Annotated in this window: 25 protein-coding genes; 6 read left to right on the top strand and 19 right to left on the bottom strand. The window is 43.2% G+C overall.

Annotated elements, in window-relative coordinates; translation table 11 throughout:
- Position 1: 1 nt before the first annotated feature.
- Entirely contained in the window at positions 2–721 is a 720-nt protein-coding gene (gene ompR, locus L1D50_RS08650; protein ID WP_010378483.1) for a two-component system response regulator OmpR, read from the bottom strand.
- A 214-nt stretch (positions 722–935) separates the two neighbouring features.
- Here ompR and greB point away from each other — a divergent pair, with 214 nt between their 5' ends.
- Complete coding sequence (gene greB, locus L1D50_RS08645; protein WP_128725409.1) at positions 936–1,421, top strand: transcription elongation factor GreB; 486 nt, start codon at positions 936–938, stop codon at positions 1,419–1,421.
- 83 nt (positions 1,422–1,504) lie between these two features.
- Positions 1,505–3,817 (top strand): Tex family protein, encoded by a 2,313-nt coding sequence (locus L1D50_RS08640; RefSeq protein ID WP_239965888.1) that lies wholly within the window; start codon positions 1,505–1,507, stop codon positions 3,815–3,817.
- 116 nt (positions 3,818–3,933) lie between these two features.
- Here L1D50_RS08640 and L1D50_RS08635 read toward each other — a convergent pair whose 3' ends face one another.
- The 3 genes from L1D50_RS08635 to bioH all read right to left on the bottom strand — a co-directional run bounded on the left by L1D50_RS08635 (position 3,934) and on the right by bioH (position 5,962).
- Positions 3,934–4,818 (bottom strand): putative metalloprotease CJM1_0395 family protein, encoded by an 885-nt coding sequence (locus L1D50_RS08635; RefSeq protein WP_138522144.1) that lies wholly within the window; start codon positions 4,816–4,818, stop codon positions 3,934–3,936.
- The gene (locus L1D50_RS08630; RefSeq protein ID WP_010378475.1) at positions 4,818–5,126 is read right to left on the bottom strand and encodes a hypothetical protein; all 309 of its coding nucleotides are present in this window, start codon (positions 5,124–5,126) and stop codon (positions 4,818–4,820) included. Before L1D50_RS08630 ends, L1D50_RS08635 begins: the two co-directional genes overlap by 1 nt.
- A gap of 104 nt (positions 5,127–5,230) precedes the next feature.
- On the bottom strand, positions 5,231–5,962 hold the full coding sequence (bioH, locus tag L1D50_RS08625; protein ID WP_239965887.1) for a pimeloyl-ACP methyl ester esterase BioH: 732 nt from the start codon (positions 5,960–5,962) through the stop codon (positions 5,231–5,233).
- A gap of 57 nt (positions 5,963–6,019) precedes the next feature.
- On the opposite strand from bioH, the gene L1D50_RS08620 reads away from it, so the two are divergent.
- A complete protein-coding gene (locus L1D50_RS08620) occupies positions 6,020–6,691 on the top strand; it encodes a phosphoribosyltransferase family protein (RefSeq protein ID WP_138522140.1) in 672 nt (223 codons plus the stop codon).
- A gap of 86 nt (positions 6,692–6,777) precedes the next feature.
- Here the strand turns inward: L1D50_RS08620 and L1D50_RS08615 are convergent, their stop codons facing one another.
- Positions 6,778–9,303, bottom strand: coding sequence for a M14 metallopeptidase family protein (locus tag L1D50_RS08615; protein WP_239965886.1), 2,526 nt, complete (start codon positions 9,301–9,303; stop codon positions 6,778–6,780).
- 145 nt (positions 9,304–9,448) lie between these two features.
- Here L1D50_RS08615 and nfuA point away from each other — a divergent pair, with 145 nt between their 5' ends.
- Complete coding sequence (gene nfuA, locus L1D50_RS08610; protein ID WP_239965885.1) at positions 9,449–10,024, top strand: Fe-S biogenesis protein NfuA; 576 nt, start codon at positions 9,449–9,451, stop codon at positions 10,022–10,024.
- The gene (locus L1D50_RS08605) at positions 10,024–10,302 is read left to right on the top strand and encodes a hypothetical protein (RefSeq protein WP_128725403.1); all 279 of its coding nucleotides are present in this window, start codon (positions 10,024–10,026) and stop codon (positions 10,300–10,302) included. The genes nfuA and L1D50_RS08605 overlap by 1 nt, the downstream gene beginning before the upstream one ends.
- 10 nt (positions 10,303–10,312) lie before the next feature.
- Here L1D50_RS08605 and L1D50_RS08600 read toward each other — a convergent pair whose 3' ends face one another.
- Positions 10,313–11,581 (bottom strand): MATE family efflux transporter, encoded by a 1,269-nt coding sequence (locus tag L1D50_RS08600; protein WP_239965884.1) that lies wholly within the window; start codon positions 11,579–11,581, stop codon positions 10,313–10,315.
- Between the two features lie 27 nt (positions 11,582–11,608).
- Here L1D50_RS08600 and L1D50_RS08595 point away from each other — a divergent pair, with 27 nt between their 5' ends.
- Positions 11,609–12,652 (top strand): polysaccharide deacetylase family protein, encoded by a 1,044-nt coding sequence (locus L1D50_RS08595; protein WP_239965883.1) that lies wholly within the window; start codon positions 11,609–11,611, stop codon positions 12,650–12,652.
- 33 nt (positions 12,653–12,685) lie between these two features.
- On the opposite strand, the gene L1D50_RS08590 is transcribed toward L1D50_RS08595, so the two are convergent.
- The 13 genes from L1D50_RS08590 to L1D50_RS08530 form a co-directional block, all read right to left on the bottom strand.
- Complete coding sequence (locus L1D50_RS08590; RefSeq protein ID WP_128725400.1) at positions 12,686–13,714, bottom strand: chemotaxis response regulator protein-glutamate methylesterase; 1,029 nt, start codon at positions 13,712–13,714, stop codon at positions 12,686–12,688.
- A gap of 9 nt (positions 13,715–13,723) precedes the next feature.
- Complete coding sequence (cheD, locus tag L1D50_RS08585; protein ID WP_010378457.1) at positions 13,724–14,338, bottom strand: chemoreceptor glutamine deamidase CheD; 615 nt, start codon at positions 14,336–14,338, stop codon at positions 13,724–13,726.
- Positions 14,325–15,155, bottom strand: coding sequence for a protein-glutamate O-methyltransferase CheR (locus L1D50_RS08580; protein ID WP_128725399.1), 831 nt, complete (start codon positions 15,153–15,155; stop codon positions 14,325–14,327). Before L1D50_RS08580 ends, cheD begins: the two co-directional genes overlap by 14 nt.
- Before the next feature lie 49 nt (positions 15,156–15,204).
- Positions 15,205–17,892 (bottom strand): methyl-accepting chemotaxis protein, encoded by a 2,688-nt coding sequence (locus tag L1D50_RS08575; RefSeq protein WP_128725398.1) that lies wholly within the window; start codon positions 17,890–17,892, stop codon positions 15,205–15,207.
- 1 nt (position 17,893) lies between these two features.
- Positions 17,894–18,415, bottom strand: coding sequence for a chemotaxis protein CheW (locus L1D50_RS08570; RefSeq protein ID WP_128725397.1), 522 nt, complete (start codon positions 18,413–18,415; stop codon positions 17,894–17,896).
- On the bottom strand, positions 18,412–20,496 hold the full coding sequence (locus L1D50_RS08565) for a chemotaxis protein CheA (protein WP_128725396.1): 2,085 nt from the start codon (positions 20,494–20,496) through the stop codon (positions 18,412–18,414). Before L1D50_RS08565 ends, L1D50_RS08570 begins: the two co-directional genes overlap by 4 nt.
- Before the next feature lie 18 nt (positions 20,497–20,514).
- Complete coding sequence (locus tag L1D50_RS08560) at positions 20,515–20,877, bottom strand: response regulator (protein WP_128725395.1); 363 nt, start codon at positions 20,875–20,877, stop codon at positions 20,515–20,517.
- A gap of 9 nt (positions 20,878–20,886) precedes the next feature.
- A complete protein-coding gene (locus L1D50_RS08555; protein ID WP_128725394.1) occupies positions 20,887–21,159 on the bottom strand; it encodes an STAS domain-containing protein in 273 nt (90 codons plus the stop codon).
- A gap of 155 nt (positions 21,160–21,314) precedes the next feature.
- A complete protein-coding gene (locus L1D50_RS08550; protein WP_128725393.1) occupies positions 21,315–21,908 on the bottom strand; it encodes an SCO family protein in 594 nt (197 codons plus the stop codon).
- Positions 21,905–22,804 (bottom strand): heme o synthase, encoded by a 900-nt coding sequence (gene cyoE / locus L1D50_RS08545; protein WP_128725392.1) that lies wholly within the window; start codon positions 22,802–22,804, stop codon positions 21,905–21,907. Before cyoE ends, L1D50_RS08550 begins: the two co-directional genes overlap by 4 nt.
- Positions 22,788–23,801 (bottom strand): COX15/CtaA family protein, encoded by a 1,014-nt coding sequence (locus L1D50_RS08540; protein ID WP_128725391.1) that lies wholly within the window; start codon positions 23,799–23,801, stop codon positions 22,788–22,790. The genes cyoE and L1D50_RS08540 overlap by 17 nt, the downstream gene beginning before the upstream one ends.
- A 9-nt stretch (positions 23,802–23,810) precedes the next feature.
- Positions 23,811–24,302 (bottom strand): transmembrane cytochrome oxidase associated protein, encoded by a 492-nt coding sequence (locus tag L1D50_RS08535; RefSeq protein ID WP_128725390.1) that lies wholly within the window; start codon positions 24,300–24,302, stop codon positions 23,811–23,813.
- On the bottom strand, positions 24,295–25,041 hold a 747-nt coding region (locus L1D50_RS08530), incomplete at its 5' end, for an SURF1 family protein (RefSeq protein WP_239965882.1). The genes L1D50_RS08535 and L1D50_RS08530, both read right to left, overlap by 8 nt.

Genomic DNA, 25,041 nt, shown 5'->3' with positions numbered 1-25,041 from the left:
GCTACTTCACGCCATCTGGCACAAATACGTACCCAAGACCCCACACCGTTTGTATATAGCGAGGATTTGACGCGTCATCTTCAATCATACGACGCAAGCGCGAAACCTGAACGTCAATGCTACGCTCAAGTGCGCTATAATCACGCCCTCTAGCAAGGTTCATTAACTTATCTCGACTAAGCGGCTCTCGCGGGTGACTCACCAGTGCTTTAAGTACCGCAAACTCACCTGAGGTAAGTGAAATCGTCGCTTCTCCATGTTGCATCTCTCGCGTCGCTAAATTAAGGGTAAAGTTACCAAAGCTCACTTCATTTTCTTCTGCCGCAGGCGCACCTGGTACTTCTTTGGCACGACGACGAAGAATGGCTTTTATTCGCGCCAGCAGTTCTCTTGGGTTGAATGGTTTTGGAATGTAATCATCCGCGCCAAGCTCAAGGCCAATAATACGGTCAACTTCGTCACCTTTCGCCGTCAACATAACAATTGGGATCTCATTCTCTTTTTGTCTTAAACGACGACAGATGGAAAGGCCATCTTCTCCAGGAAGCATCAAGTCTAACACCATCAAGTGAAAGTTTTCGCGTTCAAGTAATCTATCCATTTGTTCAGAATTGGCTGCGCTGCGGACGATAAATCCTTGCTCAACGAGATAACGTTCTAACAGACTGCGTAAACGCATATCGTCATCAACTACGAGCACTTTGGTGGTTTCATTTCCCATTTATATTTCTTCTATTTATTAATTTACTAAAGCTTGCTGATCTGCGACATTTCGTGCACAAATCATCATCCTGTTCATTTAACGCTCATGGCGATAATGGACCATGATATTATTATGCTTAAATATAATTGAATTTGGTGCTTTTCGACACCATACATTGATACTAGATTGTTACCGAACATTACAAGGGTTTAACCCAAAATACCTGAGAAACATGAAAACGAATTTGATCACGCCCGAAGGATACCGCCAACTGCAGCAAGAACATGATCATCTGTGGTTTGAAAAGCGCCCAGAGATCACCAAAATTGTGAACTGGGCTGCGAGTTTAGGCGATCGCTCCGAAAATGCCGACTACACCTTCAATAAACGCTTATTAAGGCAAATAGATAGACGGGTGCGCTTTTTACGAAAGCGTATGCCCGAACTAAAAGTCGTGGAATACAGTCCCGAACAAGAAGGTAAAGTATTTTTTGGCGCTTGGGTAGAAGTGGAAAGCGAAGAAGGCGAGGTTCGTGCATTTCGTATTGTTGGACCTGATGAGATATACGAGCGCAATGACTACATCTCCATCGATGCACCAATGGCTAGGGCCTTACTAAGCAAACAAGTCGATGATGAAATTACGGTCACCACACCGCACGGCCAAAGACTTTGGTATATCAACCAAATCGAATATCGCAGAAACACCGAACAATGATAACATTGAGCTAAATTTTGTTTGCCCAAGATGAGTATTATCTAGGCAGCACAGACCGATTAAGAAGAGTATAAGGATTTTGCATGAGCAATATCACACAACGTTTAGCAACTGAGCTTAACGCCAGAGAACAGCAAGTTAACGCTGCTATTAGTTTGCTAGACGAAGGGGCAACCGTTCCATTTATTGCACGTTACCGTAAAGAGGTAACGGGTGGCTTAGATGACACTCAACTGCGTTTGCTTGAGCAAAGGTTAGGTTACTTACGAGAGCTTGATGAACGTCGCGAGTTTATTTTAAAAACCATCGATGAGCAGGGTAAACTTACTGCTGAGTTAAATGCAGAAATAAAAGCCGCCGACAGCAAAACCGTACTCGAAGATTTATATCTCCCATACAAACCAAAGCGCAGAACAAAAGGCCAAATCGCGATAGAAGCAGGTTTGGAACCCTTAGCTGACGCTTTATTTGCAGATCCAACGTTAGACCCAGAACAACAAGCGACTCCTTTCATTGATGAGAACAAAGGCGTTGCAGACAGCAAAGCAGCTTTAGATGGCGCTAAATTCATTCTCATGGAGCGTTTTGCAGAAGACGCTAAACTACTTGCTAAGCTCCGAGCACACCTTAAAGACAACGCGCAAATCGAAGCAAGAGTCATCGCAGGTAAAGAAGAAGCAGGAAGCAAATACCGTGACTATTTTGAACATAATGAGCTGCTAAATAAAATTCCATCACACCGCGCGCTGGCGATGCTACGAGCACGTAACGAAGGCTTTTTGCAGTTATCTATCAACCCGGAACCAAGCGCAGAAGACGCCGCTCAATTTTGTGCACAGATCATTGCTGATCATTACCGCCTAGCCGTCTCTGGTAAAGCTGCCAGTGATTGGTTAATGGGTGTGGTCCAGTGGGCATGGAAGATTAAAATCGCCCTGCACTTGGAAAACGAATTCTTAGGGTCAATGCGTGAAAAGTCAGAGCTAGACGCTATCGAAGTTTTCGCGAAAAACCTAAAAGATCTGCTGATGGCTGCGCCTGCTGGTGCAAAAGTGACAATGGGTATTGATCCGGGATTACGTACTGGGTGTAAAGTCGCCATTGTCGATGCCACAGGTAAACTGATTGCAACCAGTACTATCCACCCTCATGCCCCTCAAAACCAGTGGGATAAGTCGCTGAAGACACTAGAGCAAATGTGCCGCCAATACAAAGTTGAGCTTATTGCTATCGGTAACGGGACTGCGTCTCGCGAAACCGACAAACTGGCCGCAGAACTGCTAAAAAGCGCTACCGAATTAAAGCTCAACAAAATCATGGTGAGTGAAGCTGGCGCATCGGTGTACTCAGCCTCTGAATTTGCCGCAAACGAATTTCCAGATCTTGATGTATCTCTACGTGGCGCAGTTTCTATTGCAAGAAGATTACAAGATCCGTTAGCAGAGCTTGTAAAAATCGAACCAAAATCAATCGGTGTTGGCCAATATCAGCATGATGTTTCTCAAAGCCAGTTAGGGCAAACGCTAACTGCTGTGGTCGAAGACTGCGTAAACTCAGTGGGTGTCGATGTGAACACGGCATCGATACCATTACTAACGCGCGTCTCGGGCTTGAATAAAACATTAGCCAGTAACATCGTAAAATACCGCGACGAAAATGGCTCTTTCACGGATCGCAAAGCGCTTAAAAAAGTTGAGCGATTAGGACCGAAAGCATTTGAACAAGCGGCTGGTTTCTTACGTATCGCCAATGGAGATGATCCACTGGATGCATCGGCAGTGCACCCAGAAGCTTACCCTGTTGTCAAAGCGATCTGTCAAAAACAAAATCTAGAAGTGAATTCCCTTATCGGTAATCGCGAGGTCTTGAATGGCCTTGTGGCAAACGACTATGTAGATGATAAGTTTGGAGTACCAACGGTCACTGATATTATCAAAGAATTAGATAAACCAGGCCGAGACCCTCGCCCTGAATTTAAAACAGCGCAGTTTAAAGCAGGTGTTGAGACAATCACAGACCTAAAAGTCGGTATGATTTTAGAAGGGGTGGTCTCTAATGTCGCCAATTTTGGGGCTTTTGTGGATGTAGGTGTACATCAAGATGGACTTGTTCACATTTCAGCACTCACGGATAAGTTTATTTCCGATCCGCGTGAAGTCGTTAAAGCGGGAGATATCGTTAAGGTCAAAGTGATTGAGGTTGATGTGCCTCGTAAACGCATTAGCTTTACCATGCGCCTAAACGATGACATATCTCAAGTTCCAGCGCAAAAGCAGAGCGCAAAAAAACATCAAGGAAAACCGGCGCCTAAGTCTTCTAAGCCAAAGTCACGAGATGCGGGTAATGCTGCGATGGGTAATGCGTTTGCTGAAGCCTTCGCAAAGCTGAAGAAGTAATCTCAACAGAACAGTGAACAAAGAAAAGCGCGGCCTTGGTCGCGCTTTTCGTTTGTCGGGGGTTTTAACTCGTTTTCACTGCAATGACCCGCGGAGGAGAAGGCCAATACCTACGGTTAAATTTGCACTGATAGCGATGCGGGTTGGTTAGGCATCGCTACATGTTGATAAAAATTTGAGATCCTGAGCGATCTTGCTTGGATTTCAGGGTCAGCTTCAATTGGCATCGCAACAGCGTAAGGATCTGCATCCTGCTTAAGCTTAGCTTGCTCCTCTTCACTCTCTGCTTTTGCCTGCTCACCACTCAAGCGGCGAGTTTGAATGTTTTGTACCCGCTTGCTATCACTTTGCTCTTCACCACTGATAGAAGCTTTTGCCAACTCAGCCTGCGCCGCCGAGAGTTTTTGAGTCGCATCCGCCGCGATAGCTCTGTCAGCGCCAGATGGTTCTGCTGGTGCTAACGCTGCCGCTCTCACCGTTTGCATTTTTTCAATCGTGCCCTGCGGGTCCCCTTCAAGCGGCGCAACGTCGATCATTACCTCACCGCCGATAGCGTAGTTATTGCCATCAGGACCACGCTGATATTCATAACTCGGAGAACCAGCATATTGCCCACCTACTCTGGCATGAGCCTGCTCATGTAATCTTACTTCCCTATCTCGAGCTTTTAATTCTTGAATTACCTGCTCATCTTGCTCGGCTTGCTGCTGCTCTTGCTCACTCTTATCTTTTTCTTGGCTTTCGCCTTTTTCGCCTTCCTCTTCGCCTTGAATGGTTTTGCTTTGCTCTGTTTTACCATCAGAACCGTAAACTTTTGCATCGTCTACGTCAGAAGAGCGGCCTTTTTCTGAATCGGAAAGGTTGCGGTTTTCAGTAAATGAGGGATTAGTTGGCGCAGGTTTTGGGATCGCTTCACGCAGCTGGTTATCGCGTACAACCGTTTCGGTGTACACGTTGGCAGTGTTTAAATTCATCGCCGGTGGTGGCGTTACTATGTTCATTACACTTTAATATCAATCAACGTACCTAGCACTTCATCTGCAGTGCGAATAGTTTGTACATTGGCTTTCGCGTTAAACTCTTCAACTTTTAAGGCTACCACGGATTCGGTCAAGCTTGGGGTTTCGCTCACAGGAGCCGTCACAGCTTCACCGGCGCTGGCACCCTGCAACTGCCGCCCAGATGCACGTTCAGAATCGCTTTGTTGATCGATGGCAGCGCGGTTAATATCAGCACTTGCTTGGGCAATCCCCTGAGCAGCGCGGTTATAACCGTCGATTCCATTATTTAACACATCACCTATTGGCATATTCGCACCTAGATAAACCTTTTCTTACTGACTAATTATTGCGCAAAATATCAACAAAGAAAAGTAAAAGCGGCAATTTTTTGCCGCTTTATTGTTCCAAATATCTAAATAATTGATTTAAGGAGTGATAAAAAGGCTTCTTTATGAGAGATAAAAGGCGCATGAGAGGCTTTTGCAAGCGTATGAGCCTTAAAATTTGGATTGAGTACCTGCATTTTCTCTACAGCCGCTTGTGGCACAAGAGAGTCTAAACGGCCGAATATGCCTATTGTGGGGAGTTGCAGCCGTGAAAATTCATCACGTAAGTCCTGCGATTTCAATATCTCCAGTCCACCAGCTAGTGCTTTCGCCTCCGCTTCCGGCAGTGTACCCAGTAACGCTTTAAGTTGTTTGATGTCTTCTCTGGCATGTTCACTGCCCATCGCTTGAATAGCTAAAAACCTTTCTATCGTTTTTGCGCTATTGGTTTGCAGTTGAGTCTCAAAGTTGTTTAGCACCTTAGGGGCTATTCCGGGCCAATCAGCTTGCTCACAAAAAAATGGCGTTGAAGCGACCAAAATAACCTTGCTAACTTTGTCTGGAAAATGAGCAGCTAAATACAATGCAAATAAGCCGCCCAAAGACCAGCCTATCAACACGCTTTGCGGCATCAGCTGCTCAGCAATAAGTAAAGCGTTACGCTCAAGAGAATAATCCCCCTCGGCGCTTGGTGTACCACCAAATCCAGGAATATTGACCGCTTTAACTGGCGTTGTAGGTGCTAAAGCTTCCTCGCATAACTGCCACACCGCTTTGTTCATCCCCCAACCATGGAGCAGCACAACTTCATTTTGCATTTATCTGTTCTCTATACCAAACTTGACGCCATGATAGCTAACCCGGGATGGAAAGCAATGATCCAACTTAATCGGTTATTACCTAAGAAGTGGTGTCAGCCTTGTGTATGCTGTGAACAACGCACAACAGAAACCTTGCTTTGTCCACACTGCTTACAAGCCTGCTTAGACTTTATGGATCAAGAGATTAACCTACTTAATTACCCCAATATCCAACGCATGGTTAGCCTTGAAGACTGCGATGGGTTAACCGTGGCAAGTTGGTATCGCACGCCTATAAACACATGGTTGCAAGGAGTAAAGTTTAACCACAGTAAAGCGTATCAATGTGCCTTAAATCTGCTGGCTCAAACACTATGGCAGCGCTTCAGTGAAGAAAATGGCTTCCCTGTAGACCTTGTTTGTTGTTTGCCACTACACCGAAGACGGTTAATCCGACGAGGTTACAATCAAGTTGAGCAAATTTGGCAAGGGCTACCACTCACCCAAACAATACTCAAAAGAACAAAGCACACCAAGCCGCAATCTGAGCTGACCAAAGCTAAACGAAAACATAATTTAAACAATGCCTTTGTACTCAACCAATCTGTTGAAGGAAAAAATATCATATTGCTTGAGGATGTGATCACAACGGGCGCGACCATGAATGCAGCGGCAAAAGTGTGTAAACAAAACGGGGCAAAAATGGTGTGGGCGATGGCTATCAGCCTCACACCATTCGACGCTTAAAAAGCGTATTATTTGCTTGATATCACGACAATAGATATCAATCAAATCGCTAAAAATCTCACTGCACAGATAAACTTATCTGGACCTTATCTTATGCCGTGAGCAAAGAACAACGCGTTATTTAGCAGTCGGCTAGAACCGAACCAAAAGCCACGAAATACCGGGTTATCAGTCATTCCTACAGCCACTCCACGTCCAGACTTTGACGCAATCAAGACTGAGGAACCTGCGATCTGCTCAACGTTAGTATTGTCAGCATACCCTGCCAATAAAGGCTTTTTAGTATACGTCAACGACTCGATAAATGGCTTATTATTACGATGCATCACCCAAGTGCTATTTTTAAAGACAGGTAATTCCCGGTTCTCGAAGCCAAAAGACAAGGGGTGGCTTAAATCCAAACGCGCGTCAAAAATTGCGCCGGCAATTCGCTGTTTTGCTGAAAGGCTATCTTGATCTGCAAAGGTAAGATTTTTGCTGTCAAACTGGGCTCGCATTTCTTTGCTTGAAACCATTTCAGCGTCTAGTAGCTGCTGTTCGATTAGCCACTGCGCACCTCGCTTTTGTCCCCAAATCACACCGCCTTTAGCAACCCAACTCAAGAGCTTAGCTTTGCTCTTGTCACTTAAATCTCCATATTTACCATCAGCCAATAAAATGTGGGTATAGCGCGTAAGATCGAGTTTCTCGATATGCAGCTTTTCCACAATCGACGGGGCAAGTTTTAAATGCCTATCCAAATGATACCAAAGCTCACCCGCTTCATATTGACTTACACCCGCACCACCTATGATGAGGACTTCTGGCTTTTGCAGCTGTAGCATCTGTCTTGACCCAAAATCGACGCCACTTTGGGTCATACCTGTAGTCACACTATATACTGGAAGTGAAAGCTCTCTGGCGATTGTTTCAAGCTGAGTAAACCAGTCCGCTTGCTGCTGAATACCACTTGCTATCACCAGTGTCCCGGCCTGAAAGTCATGAGAGCCTGAGGTGGTTGATGCTGAAAATGGTGACATTGCAGCCGCTACTTTCACTCCAGCCTGTAAAAGGCGATTTGCTAATTGTGGCGCCAGGTAATGATGCCATTCAATGGTGTAGGCATAACTTCCTGCAACGGGAGCCAATAGATTTGAGTCAGTGATCGATTCACCTTGAAGCTTTAAACCCCAGCCACTTTTTACTGCGGCAAAATCTAGAGCATAAGCATACGGCATCGTCCAACCTGAAACATCGTAGAACGTGTTGTCCTTAAAATGCGTCTGTGTGCTAAATAGTGCTTTTATCAAGCGATATTGCGGCTGGGCTAGTGGAATGTATAAATCCCCTTGCTGATATTCGGTGTTATCAACCTCTTTGGCTTTTGAGAGATATTTCACCTCTATCTGATGCTGTTTCAATAAATCCACAAACGCTTGAAAGCGATAACTATCTTTGCCCCGTGCAACAACGTAGCCGTTGATTTCATCTTTACTCGCAAGCTCGTTCGCTTGTTGATAAAACTGCTGCTGATAATCAAGTAAAGCGCGTCGATGCGTCGTGCTAGCTTGGAATGTTGAGAGACTCGTCGTGACCTGGTTTTTAATCGTTTCAGGAAAACTCAACACACCGTACTGAGTTTCTTGTGCATGCCCTCTACTACTTGCCTGTTCGAACAAAATGCCAACCGCACCATTTACATCGGGGTACGTGGAGCCTTTGCCATAATAAAAGTCATCAAAGCTCTCTTGGGTAAAATATAACTCCCCTTGTGCATCAAGAGCTTTGGCATGAAACTTACCAATCTCATTGGTTAGCGTTACGTTTTGTAGTGGGGTAATTGGGTGAGTCCTTGATGGGATCCCAGGTTGAAAAAAATACGTACTATTTGGGCCCATTTCATGGAAATCGGTCAGTACGTTAGGTTTCCAACGGTGGAATGCTTTGATCCGTGCTTGTGACTCGGGATGTTGTAGTAGTAACCAATCACGATTGAGGTCAAACCAATAATGGTTAGTGCGACTAGAAGGCCAGGACTCATTATGCTCACGATGTGCAGGATCGGTTGATAGAGACATGCTCTTATTGGCGTTTGCCCATGTAGCAAAACGTGATAAGCCATCAGGGTTCAAGGCTGGATCTAACAATATCACTGCATTATCAAGGAGCTGCGTAACAGACTCGCCCTGCGCCGCAGCTAAATAATATGCCATGAGTACCGCAGCATTGCTTCCTGAAGACTCATTACCGTGCACGCTATAGCCCATCCACATCACAACAGGCTGGTCTGAACGGTTTTGGCTACTGCTCAATGAAGCAATATGATCTTGCTGAATACGTGCCAAGTTTTGTTGGTTTTGTGGCGAGCTCGCCTTTAGGAGTAACAAAGGACGTCGCTCATGGCTAAATCCTATTGTTTCGACACTCAGTCTTGGACTCTCACTTGCAAGGGTATGTAGATAATTAACGATTTGATCGTGGCGCAAATGCCACTGCCCAACTTCATATCCAAATGCTTGTTTTGGCGTAGTTATTGTGGGATCAAATTTTACTTCATCGCCAAAATAATAGGCAATGGGCTTGGCCTGCAAGCTAAAGCTCAACAGCACGATAATACAGCTTATTAACCGCATGATAATGTCCTTTAATTCCGATTACTTTTCAAGCTAACAAGCGTACCGCCGATTGCCAAATTTTTACGCCGAACACTAGCGACAACACGACGAGGAGAGTATGATACGTATTAACCGAGTAATTTAGTCAAGTATAGAGCGAATTATGATCCATATTTCAGATTCTGCCCAAAGCCATTTCGCGAAACTATTAGCCGATCAGGCTGAAGGCACTAATATTAGAGTTTTCGTGGTTAATCCAGGCACCTCTCAAGCTGAGTGTGGCGTGTCATATTGCCCAGCAGATGCCGTTGAACAAAGCGATATCCGCTTACCGTTTAATGGTTTTGAAGCCATCGTTGATGAAGAAAGTGCACCATTTTTAGAAGAAGCCGATATCGACTTCGTTACCGATAAAATGGGGAGTCAGTTGACGCTTAAGGCACCAAATGCCAAAGCTAAACGATTACGTGACGATGCGAGCCTTTCTGAGCGCGTAGAGCACATGCTTGTGACAGAAGTAAATCCACAACTGGCCAATCACGGTGGTCAAGTTAGCCTAGTAGAAATTACCGCAGATGGTATTGCTGTACTTCAATTCGGCGGTGGTTGTAACGGCTGCTCAATGATTGATGTCACATTAAAAGAAGGCATCGAAAAAGAGATGATCGCTAAGTTTGAAGAAATCAACGGCGTACGTGACATCACGGAACACGCGCGCGGCGAACATTCTTACTATTAATGAGCAAAACCCTCATTTATCGCTTAGGGTCTCACCCTAAGCGAAGTCTCAAATTCTTCCTTTCTGGCCTTGTTATTGTGTTACTAGCGAGCGCTTTTATCGCACTGGGTTACTATCAAGATCATCGCTTTCAAATCGCTGGTTTAGTGCTTTTGCTTCCTGGTTTATGCTGTGCCTTTTACGGTTATATTGGTATTTTTGCTAATCGCTTTTCTCAAGTTATCGAGGCCAGAGAAAAACGCCGCCAAACTCTAAAAGATAACGACCCATTTGCTTAACGCAGCCCCATTATTCGAGTAAAGCGACCTCTCGAGTGAGCTGGTGATATTTATATGCCAAGGTCAATCCACGCAACCCCATAAAACAACTCATCGCAAGCCAGAGCGCATGATTACCGAGTGGCAAGGCAATCAAAAATGGCAAGAAGAAACCGAATACCGCAGAAACTAGCATGCTATTTCGCATTTCTTTAGCACGAGTAAGCCCAACAAAGATACCGTCAAACAAAAAGCAACTCATGGCAATCAAAGGTAATAGCACCAACCAAGGTAAGTAAGTACCTGCCAATGTTATCACTTCGGGGATATTGGTTAATAAGCTGATGATCCAGCCACCAGCTAGATAAAAAATAGCGCTGTATAAAAGCGCAAAAGCAGCCCCCCAAAACAGGCTTACTTTTACCCATAATTGCAATTGCCCCAACGAGCCTTGTCCTTTTGCTCTGCCGACCTTAGCCTCCGCAGCATAAGCGATACCGTCCATCGCAAAACTAACTAACATCAAAAAATTAAGTAATACGGCGTTAGCCGCTAGCGTAACCTCACCAAGCCTTGCGCCATAGAAAGTCATGAAACTAAAGCAGAGTTGTAAGATCAAGGAACGAATAAAAATATCACGATTCAAGGTGAGTAAGCTGAGCCACTGCGCACGCTTTGGTAGAATGAATTTCAACGCAATACCGTGGCGCTTTGCGACCAATGCACTCAAAAACAAGGATAAGCCTAATGCCGAGTAGTCTGCAATGAGTGAAGCCCAAGCCGCACCTGCCACTCCCCACTCAAATCCGACAACAAATAAAATGTCCAAGGCGATATTCACTATATTTGTGAACAGCACCAAGTAAAATGGCCCTCGCCCATAATGCATCCCAAGCATAAAGCCCAGCAGCACAAGATTCAACATTGCTGCAGGCGCACTAAATACACGGATTTGAAAATATAATTTTGCCTGCTCAAATACTTCAGTAGAAGCATTTGAAAGCTGAGCAATAACTTGGATCAACAGAGGAGATAACACAATCAAACTCACAGCAAAGAGTAGCGCGATAAGCATACTGGTATATAGTGAACGTGTTAGCTTGTCATGGTCTTGCTGGCCGCTTGATTGAGCTATCACTCCTGTTGTACTCATTCGCAGAAAACTTGCAAGCCAGAATAGTACCGAAATAGCGCTAGAGCCAAGCGCAATCCCAGCCAAAAAATGCGCTTCCCCCATATGACCAATCACTGCAGTATCGACTAATCCTAACAGTGGCACCGTAATATTTGATAGTATCATCGGACCTGCAAGTAGTAAGAGGCTCAGATGTTGCGCTTTATGGCATTTAAGAAATTGATACAACATATTATTTTTGGTTTGGCCCTATTCTCAGCAAATAGTTGGAGTGCGGTTATCTTACAGTATCATCATGTGAGTGAGAAACTCCCGGCGGTTACGAGCGTGAGTGAAGAAACCTTTAAATCTCATCTTAACCATATTAAAGAACATGGTTTTTCGGTGATACCTTTACCACAGTTGCTAGATAGCCTAAAGGCAGGTAAGTCTCTACCCGAAAAAACGTTAGCTATCACCTTTGATGATGGCTATGAAAACAATATCACTGCGGCGGCCCCGATCCTGGAATCTTTTGGCTTTCCCTATACCATTTTCGTCAACCCTCAACTTATTGATGAAAAGAAAAGCTATGTGATGACGTGGGATGAGTTGAGAACATTAGCAAAACGCGGGGCTATTATCGCAAATCATAGTGCTAAGCACGATTACCTCCATCTCAAACTAAAAAATGAAACAGCAGCGCAGTGGCGTGCACGCATTGAGCACGATATCACATGGTCACAGCAGCGTATTAAAGAAGAAATTGGCCACGATTACCCATACCTCGCATACCCCTACGGCGAGTTTAATCATGAATTACAAAAGTTAGTGGCAGAGCTTGGCTTTATTGGTATTGGACAACACTCTGGTGCGGTTGGTATTTCTTCAGATTTTACACGTATCGCTCGCTTTCCCGCATCAGGAAATTACAGCAGCTTAGAAACATTAAAAACTAAGCTCGAGACCAAAGCGTTCTCTCTACAAAAATTAGATTACCTTGATAGCGTCACGAATAATAAAACGCCAGCAATCACGTTGCATTTTAACAATAAGGATTTTCATCAGAGTCAATTTGCATGCTACGTTTCAGGTGTTGGGCAAGCAGAGCTGACGTGGCTATCAGAAACCAGCGTACGTATCCAAACCCCAAAAGCACTGCCCATAGGAAGGTCACGATATAACTGTACCGCGCCTTCGATCAAAGACACAGGCCGATATTATTGGTTTTCACAACCTTGGGTTATTGAGAAATAACAGCTTTGGGTAGGAACAAGTTCGCTCCTACCCTTACTTTTTAACTGCGCTCAGCATAGTTTCAGTCACCTTACTCAAAGGTACCAGACTTTGTACTGCACCAAGCTCGTACGCAGCTCTAGGCATTCCCCATACCACACAGCTAAGTTCATCTTGCGCAAATGTATTGGCACCAGCGGCTTTCAAAGCTAGCATCGCTTTTGCGCCATCACTGCCCATTCCCGTGAGCATTGCAGCACAAACATGCTTGCCCATTGGTATAAGGGAGTTAAATAGCACTTCAACTGAAGGTTTGTGACGATTAACAGGCTCTGTATCATCTAATCGGCATACATATCCGGTTGTGGTGTGTGCCACCTTCAGATGTTTGTCTCCCGGAGCTATGAACACATGCCCGGGTAATAAAATATCACCATCTTCCGCTTCTTTTACTGATACAGCACAGGTGCGATCCATTCTTTGTGCGAATGAAGTACTGAAAACTGGTGGAATATGCTGAGTGATTACAACAGGTGGCGCGTGTGTTGGTAATCGCATAAGCACTTCTCTGATAGCTTCAGTTCCCCCAGTTGAGGCGCCTATTGCTAAAATAGTATTACGCGAAAATGTATAGTTACGGCCAATTTCTAGTTCACTTTCTTGGCTTGGTGCTTTAAAAGCCCTCACTCTTGCACCAGCCGCTACCCTAATTTTTTTAATCAGCAAATCCGAATAAGACATTAAAGTGTTAGCGACATTACTGGTCGGCTTTGAAATAAAATCAACTGCACCCAATTCTAATGCTTCTATAGTGGCGGGCGACCCCTCCTGGGTTAATGTTGAGATCATCACTACAGGCATAGGCCTTAGACGCATTAAGTTTTTTAGAAAGTTTATGCCATTCATTTTTGGCATTTCTATATCTAACGTTAATACGTCAGGCGAAGTCGATTTAATGAGTTCTCTAGCTTCATAAGGATCTTCTGCGGTGCCAACGACTTTAATACCATCCGCCTGACTTAATATTTCTTTTAGCAACCCACGAATTAACGGCGAGTCGTCAACAATCAGAACTTTGATCATATTTCACACCTAAAATAGCTCAATATCCGTTTTATTGTCTTGAGCCTCTATGTCATGTAAGTAACGCACTTCACGTTGTTCAATTGTGTTATTGTGCATGGTTCGTAACTTTTTAACTTGCGCTTTGCCACTTTGGGGATGGAAGATAACTTTTCTTGGCCAAGGACCACCAACATCTTGTGAAATTAAATTCAGACTTTCTTCTTCCACATAGGCTTGCGCAAACCTGATGTTGCCTTCACCAATATCAGTCATGGCGCTGATGATTTTTCCGCCACCAAAAAGTTTAATTTTTAAATTGCTTCGAGACGCCCCATTTTTGAGTACTTCATTTATCAGATACTCCATTGCCCAATTACCATAGCGGCAATTTAAGTCATCCGCATGCACCTCTCTTAGCGCCTTTGCTCCGGGTAGCATAAAGTGATTCATACCACCTATCCCTAATTTTTCGTCGTATACGCAGGCGGCGATGCAGGAGCCTAGTACAGTCGAAATCAGTTCATCCTGCTTGGATACATAGAACTCCCCAGGAAGTACTTTTGCAACGACTTTAGCGCGCCCAGAATCCCAAAAGCGCTTTACATGTTCGAAGCCTCTGAGAACCGGTCTAAACTCTCTCATTTAACTGGCCTTTTTGATAAATGGTTTTACCTAAATTTTTAAATTCTAGGTGCTCTTTTCCCATCGTCTCGGAATGCCCAATAAGTAAGTAACCATTGGGAACTAACATGTCATGATATTGCTCAAACAACTTATCTTTGGTTTCTTTATCAAAATAAATCAAAACATTACGACAGAAAATAACATCAAATGGCCCCTTCATTGGCCATGGCTCTAACAAATTGAGCCGCTTGAAATGAATACAGGACTGCAATTTAGGCTTCACTTTATACATTGCTCCATCAGCACTTCTAAGAAACCACTTTTTGAGCTTGTCTTCATCTAAGCCCGTAACATTGCTTGCTGTGTACTCTCCTAAGCTCGCTTTGTCCAATACATTGGAATCTAGATCAGTTGCCAGCACTTTGACATCCCAGCCGCCAGGAAAAGCATTCGCAATGGTCATTGCAATACTGTAGGGCTCTTCACCTGTTGAGCATCCGGCAGACCAGATCCTGACTTTTCTATCGTGTTTGTGCCTGGCAATAATTTCAGGAACTATTCTCTTTGCTAAAAAATCGAAGTGATGGTTTTCTCGAAAAAAAGAAGTTAAGTTAGTCGTTATTGCATTAATAAAATGACTAAACTCTACATCTTGGTTTTCTTCTAAAAAAGATAAATACGCCTCAAACGATTTCAATCCATTTGCTCTTATTCGCCTTGCTAATCTAGAGTAAACCATTTCCTTTTTATGCGGTCCAAGTACTATACCGCATGTGTCATAGACCCGAGCTGCGATCTCGGAAAAATCCTTGTCAGTCAACAGAAACTCTCGCATCGTCGTATTCCTTCAGCCCCCCCAAGTAGGGGAGCTCTATTACCTTATCCTAGAACTCTTCCCACTCTTCCGAGTCATCTGCAAAATGATTACTTCTCGTGTTTTGCTGCGGGACCTTTTTGGAATTCGTTGCCCGTTTTGGTAATTGTTTTTCTGGCGCTTTATAGCTTTTCGGTGGCTCAGGTGCTTCCAAGCTACGGTTTGATGATTCATCTAGTGTGAAGAAATTTAATAGTCTTCTCATATCATTAGCTTGTTCAGCCATCGACTCCCCAGCAGCCGATGCTTCTTCAACTAAGGCTGCATTTTGCTGCGTCATTTCATCCATTTGTGACACTGCTTTATTGACCTGCTCAATACCTGAACTCTGCTCAATAGAAGCTTCGGCAATGTCGGAAATCATATTAGTTACTCGCTTAACTGACTCTACGATTTCTTTCAGCGTTTCACCAGACTCATTCACAAGTAGCGTACCGTCTTCGACTTTACTTACACTGTCTCTGATCAGATCTTTAATCTCTTTAGCTGCTGCCGCAGAACGTTGAGCTAGATTACGCACTTCACCAGCAACCACAGCAAAACCTCGACCTTGCTCGCCCGCTCTCGCGGCTTCAACAGCAGCGTTTAGTGCCAATAAGTTTGTCTGGAAGGCGATTTCATCAATAACACCTATAATGTCCGCAATTTTTTTACTCGAATCATTAATTTCAGACATACTTTCGACTGCTCGTGTAACGACTTCACCACCTTTAGTCGCCTTGTCACACGTTTCTTCAGCCAACTCGTTCGCAACTTTGGCGTTATCTGCATTTTGTCTAACAGTGCTCGTCATCTCTTCCATACTAGAAGCAGTTTCTTCTAGTGAGGATGCTTGTTCTTCAGTTCGCTGACTTAAATCCGCGTTACCTTGGGAAATTTCATCAGCACCACTGGCAACTAAATTTGCAGAAGTACGAACTCGACCCAGCACCTCGGTTAACTTATCTGCGGTAGTATTTGCGTCTTTCTTCAGCTTTTCATAAGCCCCACGGTAATCACCTTCAATACGTCTAGTTAAGTTACCGGTTGCCAATGCATCTAACATATCTCCCATGTCTGTAACCGTTTCATCAATTGTGGAGACTAGGCTATTTAAGCCCTGTGTCAGTCTCAGATAGAAGCCATCTTTCCCATCTTCTGATAAACGAGCACTCAAATTGCCACCATTTGCAGACTGAACTAGGCTACTCACTTCTTTCTCAATCGTAACTTCTGTGGTTCTATCTTCCCATTCGACAACAGTACCTACACGTTCATGGTTACTACCAAATATCGGGTTAGCAACTAAACCAAAAGTTCTTCCACCAACAGTAATTTCGGTTTTATACTCAGTTTCGAGTCGAGAAAGCATACTGCGTTGATGACTCGAATTACGGTGGAATACATCAATATTCGCGCCTAGAAGGTGGTTACTATCGAAATTAGGTAAGTCACGTCTTAAATCGCTCTCAGCATTTCTCATCATGTCTTTCACTGCGCGATTCAAGTAAACGATCTCAAACTGCTCATTTGCTATCATCGTATTCGTTGAAACGTTGTCTAATGCCCTTCGGACGCGTAAATTTTCAGCTGCTGCTGCTTTTTCTTCTTTTTCACGAACTAAGCGTTCTGTTTTGTCATCCCATTCCACGACGGTACCAATCCGTTTCCTCTCGTCATCAAATACCGGTGTCGCAATTAAACCAAACGTAAAACCCGCGACTTTAATATCTGTTCGATAGACGTCACTCAGTTTTTCAAGCAAACCTCTTTGGTGACTGGGATTGGTATGGAATACGTCAATGCACTGCCCAACCAGCGTATCCACATCAAAATTCGGTAATGCCTTTCTTAGCTGTGCTTGATTGTCTCTCAACATTCGAACGACAGAGTCATTAACATAAATAATATTCAACCCTTCATCCGCTAGCATTACGTTTGCCTGACAAACGTCCAGCGCGCTAGATATACGAGCATTATGGCTCGCCAAATCCGCCTGCTTTTTCTCTAGCGCTAATTCTCTTGTAAGGTCTTTCCACTCAACTAAAGTCGCGATCCTTTGTCCTTCATCGTCGAAAACAGGTGTGGCGATAAGATCAAAGGTCAATCCTGCCACTTCTATTTGCGCGACATGTGGACGAGTCAAATTAGCTAGGATCCCTCTTTGATGACTAGGGTTTTTATGGAATATGTCAATATTTGCACCAATCAAGCTATCAACGTTAAAACCAGATAACTCTTGCTGTAACCTAGCCTGATTCTTACGCAGCATACTTGTTACTGAATCGTTCAAGTACACAATATTGAGTGCGGCGTCTGCCAGCATAATGTTGGCTTGGCAGACCTTCAAAGCCAGTAACAAACTTTGGCTATGGTCTTGACTATCTGCCGCGTCACCATTTAATAAATTTGCAACCGCTTTGTATAAAGATGATTGACATGACACACTACTTGCATTCAGCAAGCTCGCATCTTTACTTTCTATAGCGGGAATGATTTTTTCAACATCATGTAACTTAACAAGCAGTAAGTTTGCGCTTTGCTTAAGTAGTAGAATTGCCAGTACCACACTGACAGCAGCTATAAACATTGCAACATAGACTTGTGTAGACATATTAATATTCAACATCTGAACACTAATTGCCAAGCCCACAAATATGATGCCACCTGCAATCAGAACTCTATTATTGAGTTGATTTGCTAATGCTTGATCGCTCATGTTATCCCCCGACAACCAATTGCTCGCTATGCTTTACTTCAAGATCCAATATCTTCTTCAAATTCAAAAGTACGACCATTTTTTCACCAACATTAACAAGTCCTTGTACAAATTGACTATTTTCCGAGTCTTGAAAGTCTGGAACATCTTTCGCTGTTTCTTCATCGATGCTGTATACATCAGATACCGCATCAACAACTAACCCCATAATTTTTGTTGCCTCTTTTATTACAACAGAAACAACGATGACAACTGTTAGGGCCCCATAGTCGATCTGTGGTAGGCCGAATCGAACTCTTAAATCTATGACTGGTACTATCGTGCCACGTAAATTTATTGCACCGTTCACATACTGAGGTGAGTTTGGAATAGCAGTAACTTCTTCCCACCCTCTAATCTCTTGTACAGCTAAAATATCCATACCGTACTCTTCGCCAGCCATCATAAAGGTGAGAAATTGTGTGTCCCCATCCCTGTCGGCAAGTATGACTTGCTCATTAATAGAAGCTTTCTCAGTGATCATGACACCGCCTCATCCAGCTCTTGCTCTACCAATAACTCTTGGGTTCCAGGGCGCTTTAAGCCACTTAGTTTGATAAGACCACTAATATCGACAATTAAAGAAACTCTACCATCACCTAAAATTGTCGCCCCTGAGATCCCATTTACTTTCTGATAATTTGCTTCAAGGCTCTTAATTACGACTTGCTGCTGCGCCAATAAATCATCCACCAGCAATCCTACTTTATGATTGTCACTCTCAACGACTACCAGCAAAGTCTTATCTAACTCTTCTATCGCGCCATCATGGTTAAATAGTTGATACAAGCGGAGTATAGGAATGTATTCATCCCTTAGCCTGAGCACTTCTAAACCATTACCGACTTTGCTCACTTTTTTAATTTGTATCTGCAACGATTCGACAATAGAGATAAGTGGAATAATGTAGGTATGTTTGGCGACTTTAACCAATTGGCCATCAAGAATGGCAAGTGTTAATGGCAACCTAATTGTAAATGTCGAGCCAACCCCTTTTGCAGAAGTTACTTCAACGCTACCATTTAATGCTTGGATATTTCGTCGAACAACATCCATACCCACTCCACGACCAGAGATATCACTCACTTCATCAGCCGTTGAAAACCCGGGCCTAAAGATAAGTTCGTTAACCTCTTCGGTAGTCAGCTCGTCTGTGGCTTGAATTAAGCCATTGGCAATTGCTTTGTTTTTTATTTTTTCGGTATTCAAGCCCCTGCCATCATCCATGATTTCAATTACAATATTTCCGCCTTGGTGGAAAGCATTCAGTGTCACTGTACCGACAGGATCTTTTCCGGCCCTTATTCTGTCTTCCGGTGTTTCCAAACCGTGATCCAGAGAGTTTCTTACTAAATGCACCATAGGGTCTGAAATTTTTTCCATCACGGTTTTGTCTAATTCTGTCTGCTCTCCTAGCAGTTTCAGCTCTACCTGTTTATTCAACTTCTGTGACGTATCTCTTACCAATCGGGGAAAACGACTGAATACAAAACTAATAGGTAGCATCCTGATACGCATTACATTTTCTTGTAAATCACGCGTGTTATGGGCAAGTTGAGCGAGACCTTCTTGCATTGCGGCAAGCGTATTTTCTGTTGGCTCTTGCTCACCTAATTGAGTCAACATAGCTTGGGTAATAACTAACTCCCCTACCATATTGATAAGCGAGTCAACTTTATCAATTCCAACACGGATCGAAGTCGATTCTGCAGATTTTTTACTAGTCTCTGGCTTAGCCTTTGCCGCTAAAGGTGCTTTTGTTACATCAATATTTTGAGTCTCTTTGCCCGTAGTTTTTTCCTTATCAAACTCAGGCTCAGGCGTTGCAGAGGCACTCACATCATCTTCAAATAAACCACCGCATAAAGTGACGGAGATTTCAGCGTCATCTTCGACCCACTCAAATATTTCCTTTATCGCTGATTCAGGTTGGCTAGTTGTCAGATATAACCGCCAACTTAAGTAACAATCCTCAGGATTGAAATCATCTATTTCAGGTATCGCATCACAAAACGCGTGAGTTTCTAAATCACCTAGTTCTGATAGCTCACTAAGCATGTAAAGTGGCTCATTACCAGTTTTAAACAAGTGGGGAAGCGGTTTGAAATCAACTTGATAAGTTTGAGATTCTCGCCCTTGAGGTGCGTTATCTACAGTATCTGAGCTAGCATTCTCTTCACCACCTAAAATTACCTCGAATTTGACTTTCAAATCATTCGCGTTTGAAAGATCCGGTGTTTCTTCAGCTTGCAAGGCAGTTAGTAGGGCTCTCAAACAATCAACGGATTGGAGCAATAAATTGACATGTTCAGCGGTTAACTGTCGACGACCATCTCTGATTTGATCGAGTAAGGTTTCCAATACATGCGTGAAGTTCGCGACAGAAGTAAAACCAAACGTTCCGCTACCACCTTTGATGCTGTGTGCTGCGCGAAAGATAGTATTGATTGTTTCTGAGTCTTCATGGCCTGGCTGTAAATTCAACAGCTCAGCTTCCATTGCGTCTAGCCCTTCAAAGCTTTCTTCAAAAAAGACATCAAAAAATTGGCTTAAATCAATACTCATATCGACGCCTCTCTGTATCTATCTTATGACTTTTTTCAATACCGCTAGTAGTTGTTCAGGGTTGAACGGCTTTACTATCCAACCCGTTGCACCCGCCGCTTTACCTTCTGTTTTTTTATCTAATCCAGACTCAGTTGTCAGCATTAGCAAAGGAGTGAACTTATAGTTGGGTAGACTGCGCAGCTCTTTAATAAGAGTAATTCCATCCATCACAGGCATATTTACATCAGAGATCACAGCATCAAACCCTTGCTGTTTGGCAATAGACAGCGCTTCACTCCCATCTTTTGCTTCTGTGACTTCAAAACCTGCTTTTTTCAAAGTAAAGCCAACCATCTGGCGCATTGACGCAGAATCATCCACAGCTAAAATCTTTTTCATATTCACCTCTTAATTTTCAATACTATGGAATAGATAATGGGTTAATCCCAACTCATTTACCGCCTGCGCTAAAGCCTCACTTTCACCATGCCATACAATTTTATGTTCTAACGAGAGCAAGTGCTTCTGTACGGCACATAGCAGTTGTATAGATGCCGTGTCGGCTCTTTGTACTTCACTGATATCAATCGTGATGTCTGATGTTTCCATAGAGTCTTGGAAAATCTGATGGTACAGGCTTTCCACATGGTTAATCGCCATTTCAGGTGGAAGTTTCAACATGAGCTGAAGACTATCCTTGTAAAAATGAGTAATAAAATTAGCTTAGACCGTGATGGTAAAAATGCCACAAAGATTGATTAAAAATCCGCAAATAATTAACGTGTTAGAGATAACATAGTAGAGCGACACCGAGCTTGAATAGTGCCGCTATAAGATTAATTGATGATCTTTTCTAGATCGGCTAGAAGTAATTTATCATCAATTGTAGGTACAGCTCCTGCTGCATGTGTTGGCTTAAAAATAGCCTCAAGCTGACCTTTTGGATTAATTAATGCTACAGATGCACTATGATCAACATAATATTCTTTCGTCTGTTCCTGATTTATCGCATAAATTAAACCGAGATCTCTAACAAATGGAAATAAGACAGAGTGCTCAGCAGATACCGCTTTAAAATCAGGATCAAAGTGCCTAATGTAGGCTAAACGCTTTTCCTCTGTATCCCTTTCAGGATCGACTGAAATAAACCATACTTGAAGGCTATCTTTGTTTTCTACTGATTGATATACGTGAGTTAATTTCAACAGCGTCATAGGACAAACATCTGGGCAACTGGTGTAACCCAAAAATAGTAAATTCCATTTATCTGTAAAGTCTTGGTTAGTAACTACCTCACCGTATTGATCCTTTAATTCAAACGTTTTGACAGCTTTCGGTTTAGGGTACCAAACCACTTTTTCTGATACATCTGGTGCAGGTCCACAACCAAACAGTATAAAAATAGAGACGATTAAGAGTAACTTTTTCATATAAATGCTTTATCCACAAAAAGTGCAACGAACACTATCAAAAGATGCCAGATAGAGAAATAAAATACGCTCATCGCATACTCTATACTATTTGTTTTCATAAGTTTGGTGGCTTTGTAGATGAAAGCAACATTTGCTATACCAGAGGCCAGCAAATAGATCCAGCCTGACATTCCCACTAAGTAAGGTAGCAAACAAACCAAAGTCAAAATGATGGTATAGAATAGCACGCAGAGTTTTGTAAATTCATTTCCATGCGTTACTGGTAACATAGGAACTCCGGCTTTTTCGTAGTCTCTTTTACGGGCAATCGCCAATGCCCAAAAGTGCGGTGGTGTCCACGCAAAAATGATCATTACCAATAACCAAGGCTCAGCACCGAGTTGGCCAGTCTCACTGACCCAACCTAACAATGGGGGCATTGCTCCCGCTAGCCCTCCTATTACTATGTTTTGAGGTGTTGCGCGCTTTAATAATAACGTATAAACCACGGCATAACCGAATAATGCAGCTAAGGTGAGAAGCGCGCACAGTTGATTGGCGAAAATTGTTAAAAGAGCATAACCGGAAACTGCCAAGCTTATCGCAAAAATTAGAGCTGATGATACAGAAACAGAGTCTGTCGCTAACGGCCGGTTTCGTGTTCGCGCCATCTTTTTATCTATTTCTCTATCTACTATATGATTTACAGCTGCTGCACTACTTGAGAGTAAACCAATGCCAAATAAGCTCATGAATTGTGCCAATAATGTTTTATCACTTTGTGGTGCTAACATCATCCCGACCCACGCAGTGATCACCAACATACATACTACTTTGAACTTACACATGCCAAAATAAGCTTTGAATAGCGTAGTTGCTTTTTGGAGCTCTGGAAAATTAGTTAATTGATACATACTTTCCCCCAACTTTTTGCGCCAGACTGATAAAAAAGCACAATCTAACCATTGCTAATAACACCATAGCCGCCATGAAATTATGGAATAGTGTCAACAGTAGAGGAAACTGGAAATGTACTATTGCAGCCCCCACCAAAACTTGTATAGAGACTAAAGCTAAGACGACAAGCGCTGAGCGTCTGAGTATTTGATTCTGACTAACTTTGAGCAACGGCCAGCACGCTGCAAGTAGCATTAAAACAGTAGTGACTGCCCACACCCTATGGATGAAGTGAATAGATACTCTAGATTCGAACGGTAGCACTCCAAACTCGTAAGTCGCTGAGGCTTCTGGAAGCGTCAATAAACTCTGCCACGAAAAAAGTTGCAGATTGTCACAGAGCGGCAACCCAGTACAATGCGGTGCAGCATAATTGGCGGCAAGCCACCCACCCAACGCAATTTGGATAATCAACACACCAAGAGCCACATAACATAAGCGATAGGTAAGCTTAGTTACGCTAGCAGTAATAGTGTTGTATTTCAGCCTTAGAACCAATAACACCAGCAATGCAAGAATACTAAACCCCCCTAGCAAATGACCCATCACGATGACTGGCTGTAAATTCATAGTCACGGTCCACATGCCGAGTGCCCCTTGAAATAACACGAGCAATAACAGCAAGTAATAATGACGACTAGGACCCTCCGTTTCTCGCTTACTAAACAGTTTCACACATGCAAGTACTAATATAAGCAACCCAAGAAAGCTGGCAAAATAGCGATGGATCATTTCAATCCAAGCTTTTTCTTCTTCCACATCTAAATGTGGAAAGTTGTCTTTGGCTGCCGATAATTCATGACTCTCATTTGGTACCGTTAGAAAGCCATAACACCCAGGCCAATCTGGACACCCAAGTCCTGCATCACTTAAACGCGTAAAAGCACCAAGTGTCACCACTGTTATTGCAACAAAACAGGTAAATACTGCGACTTTTATTCTTACCTTGGACATATTTACCTCCTAACTAGAGCGAGAGTAGTTCAATAGTTTCTTTAGATCACTCAAAAGCCCTTTTTGTACATTTCGCATTGCTTCTAAACTATCTACCGGTGCATACTTAAGTACAAATAACCCTTTATTATCAACCAAATATAGATAATTATCTTCTAGCTGGTTGAGGTGTATCGGTAAAGAAGTTGCGAACTCAATACTTTTTTCATTTTGATCTTGTAATACCACAAGCGATACTTTTTGCTGGTTTTTCCCAAGTGCTAAATACAAATTAGGTAAGCTGTCGAGTAGTAAAGAGCATTGCTTATTGCACTGCTTTGGTCGCTGATAAACAATACTCCATTCGGTCTCTAGCGCTAGCTCTGATTGACGAACCTCCTGACTTAAAAATTCACCATGATTAGTGGTACCATCAGGTATCCAGCCGACTTTTAAAGCAATAAATGCCAACAACACTGGGAGTACGAATAGCCCTATAAACCACGCTGCACTTTTAGACATTTTTAATCTCCTTTTTTGAAAGCTTCCAGCCAATAACCAACGCGGCCAAGGCAATGAGTAACCACTGCAAAGCGTAAGCTTCATGTTTTTGCGGTGACATTACTACAGGCTGATAGTGAGGCTCAGTTCCAGCCAACCTATTTTTAGTCATATAGGCGATTAAAGGTAAAAGAGGTTTATCTGACTCCTTAGATAAGTAATTGACATCAATGTACTGGATCACAGGTTGTCTTGTCGCCTCATCTGCTGCAGACTTGGCTAGTGTGAACCGCTTGTTTTCACTAGATTTGATATAAACAGGTAGAGAAACTGTACCGGTTGGAAGAGAAAAAGCGGTAGGTACGCGACTAGCCTGTTGCGGCACAAAGCCTAAGTTAACAGCCAAGTGCTCATCAGTTTTGGAAATTTTAAAAATACCAATCACATCAAAACCAATCCGGCCTTTTACAACTTGGTTATCTAAATACCAAACAGCACCGTCTACAAAGCTCCCTGTTATCGAAACCTCAGCATTAATACTTTGAGTGAGCGGCAGGGGCGTTGCTTGCGGTCCGTTAATTACGTCTTGCGCCTTTTTTCTCTCAATTTTTTGCTGCAGCACATGTTTTTGCTGTGCTCTTTGCAATTGCCAATAAGAAAGTGAACCGCATAAGAGAACAACGATTAACGCTGCCAATATGGGGGTTTTTGATCTACCTTTAAAAAGTGCACCTAAATCCATCGGACACCCCTTATGATT

The organism is Pseudoalteromonas sp. Isolate6 (genome assembly GCF_022398435.1).
Lineage (GTDB): Bacteria > Pseudomonadota > Gammaproteobacteria > Enterobacterales > Alteromonadaceae > Pseudoalteromonas > Pseudoalteromonas galatheae.
This window is presented reverse-complemented; position numbering and strand designations above follow the sequence as displayed.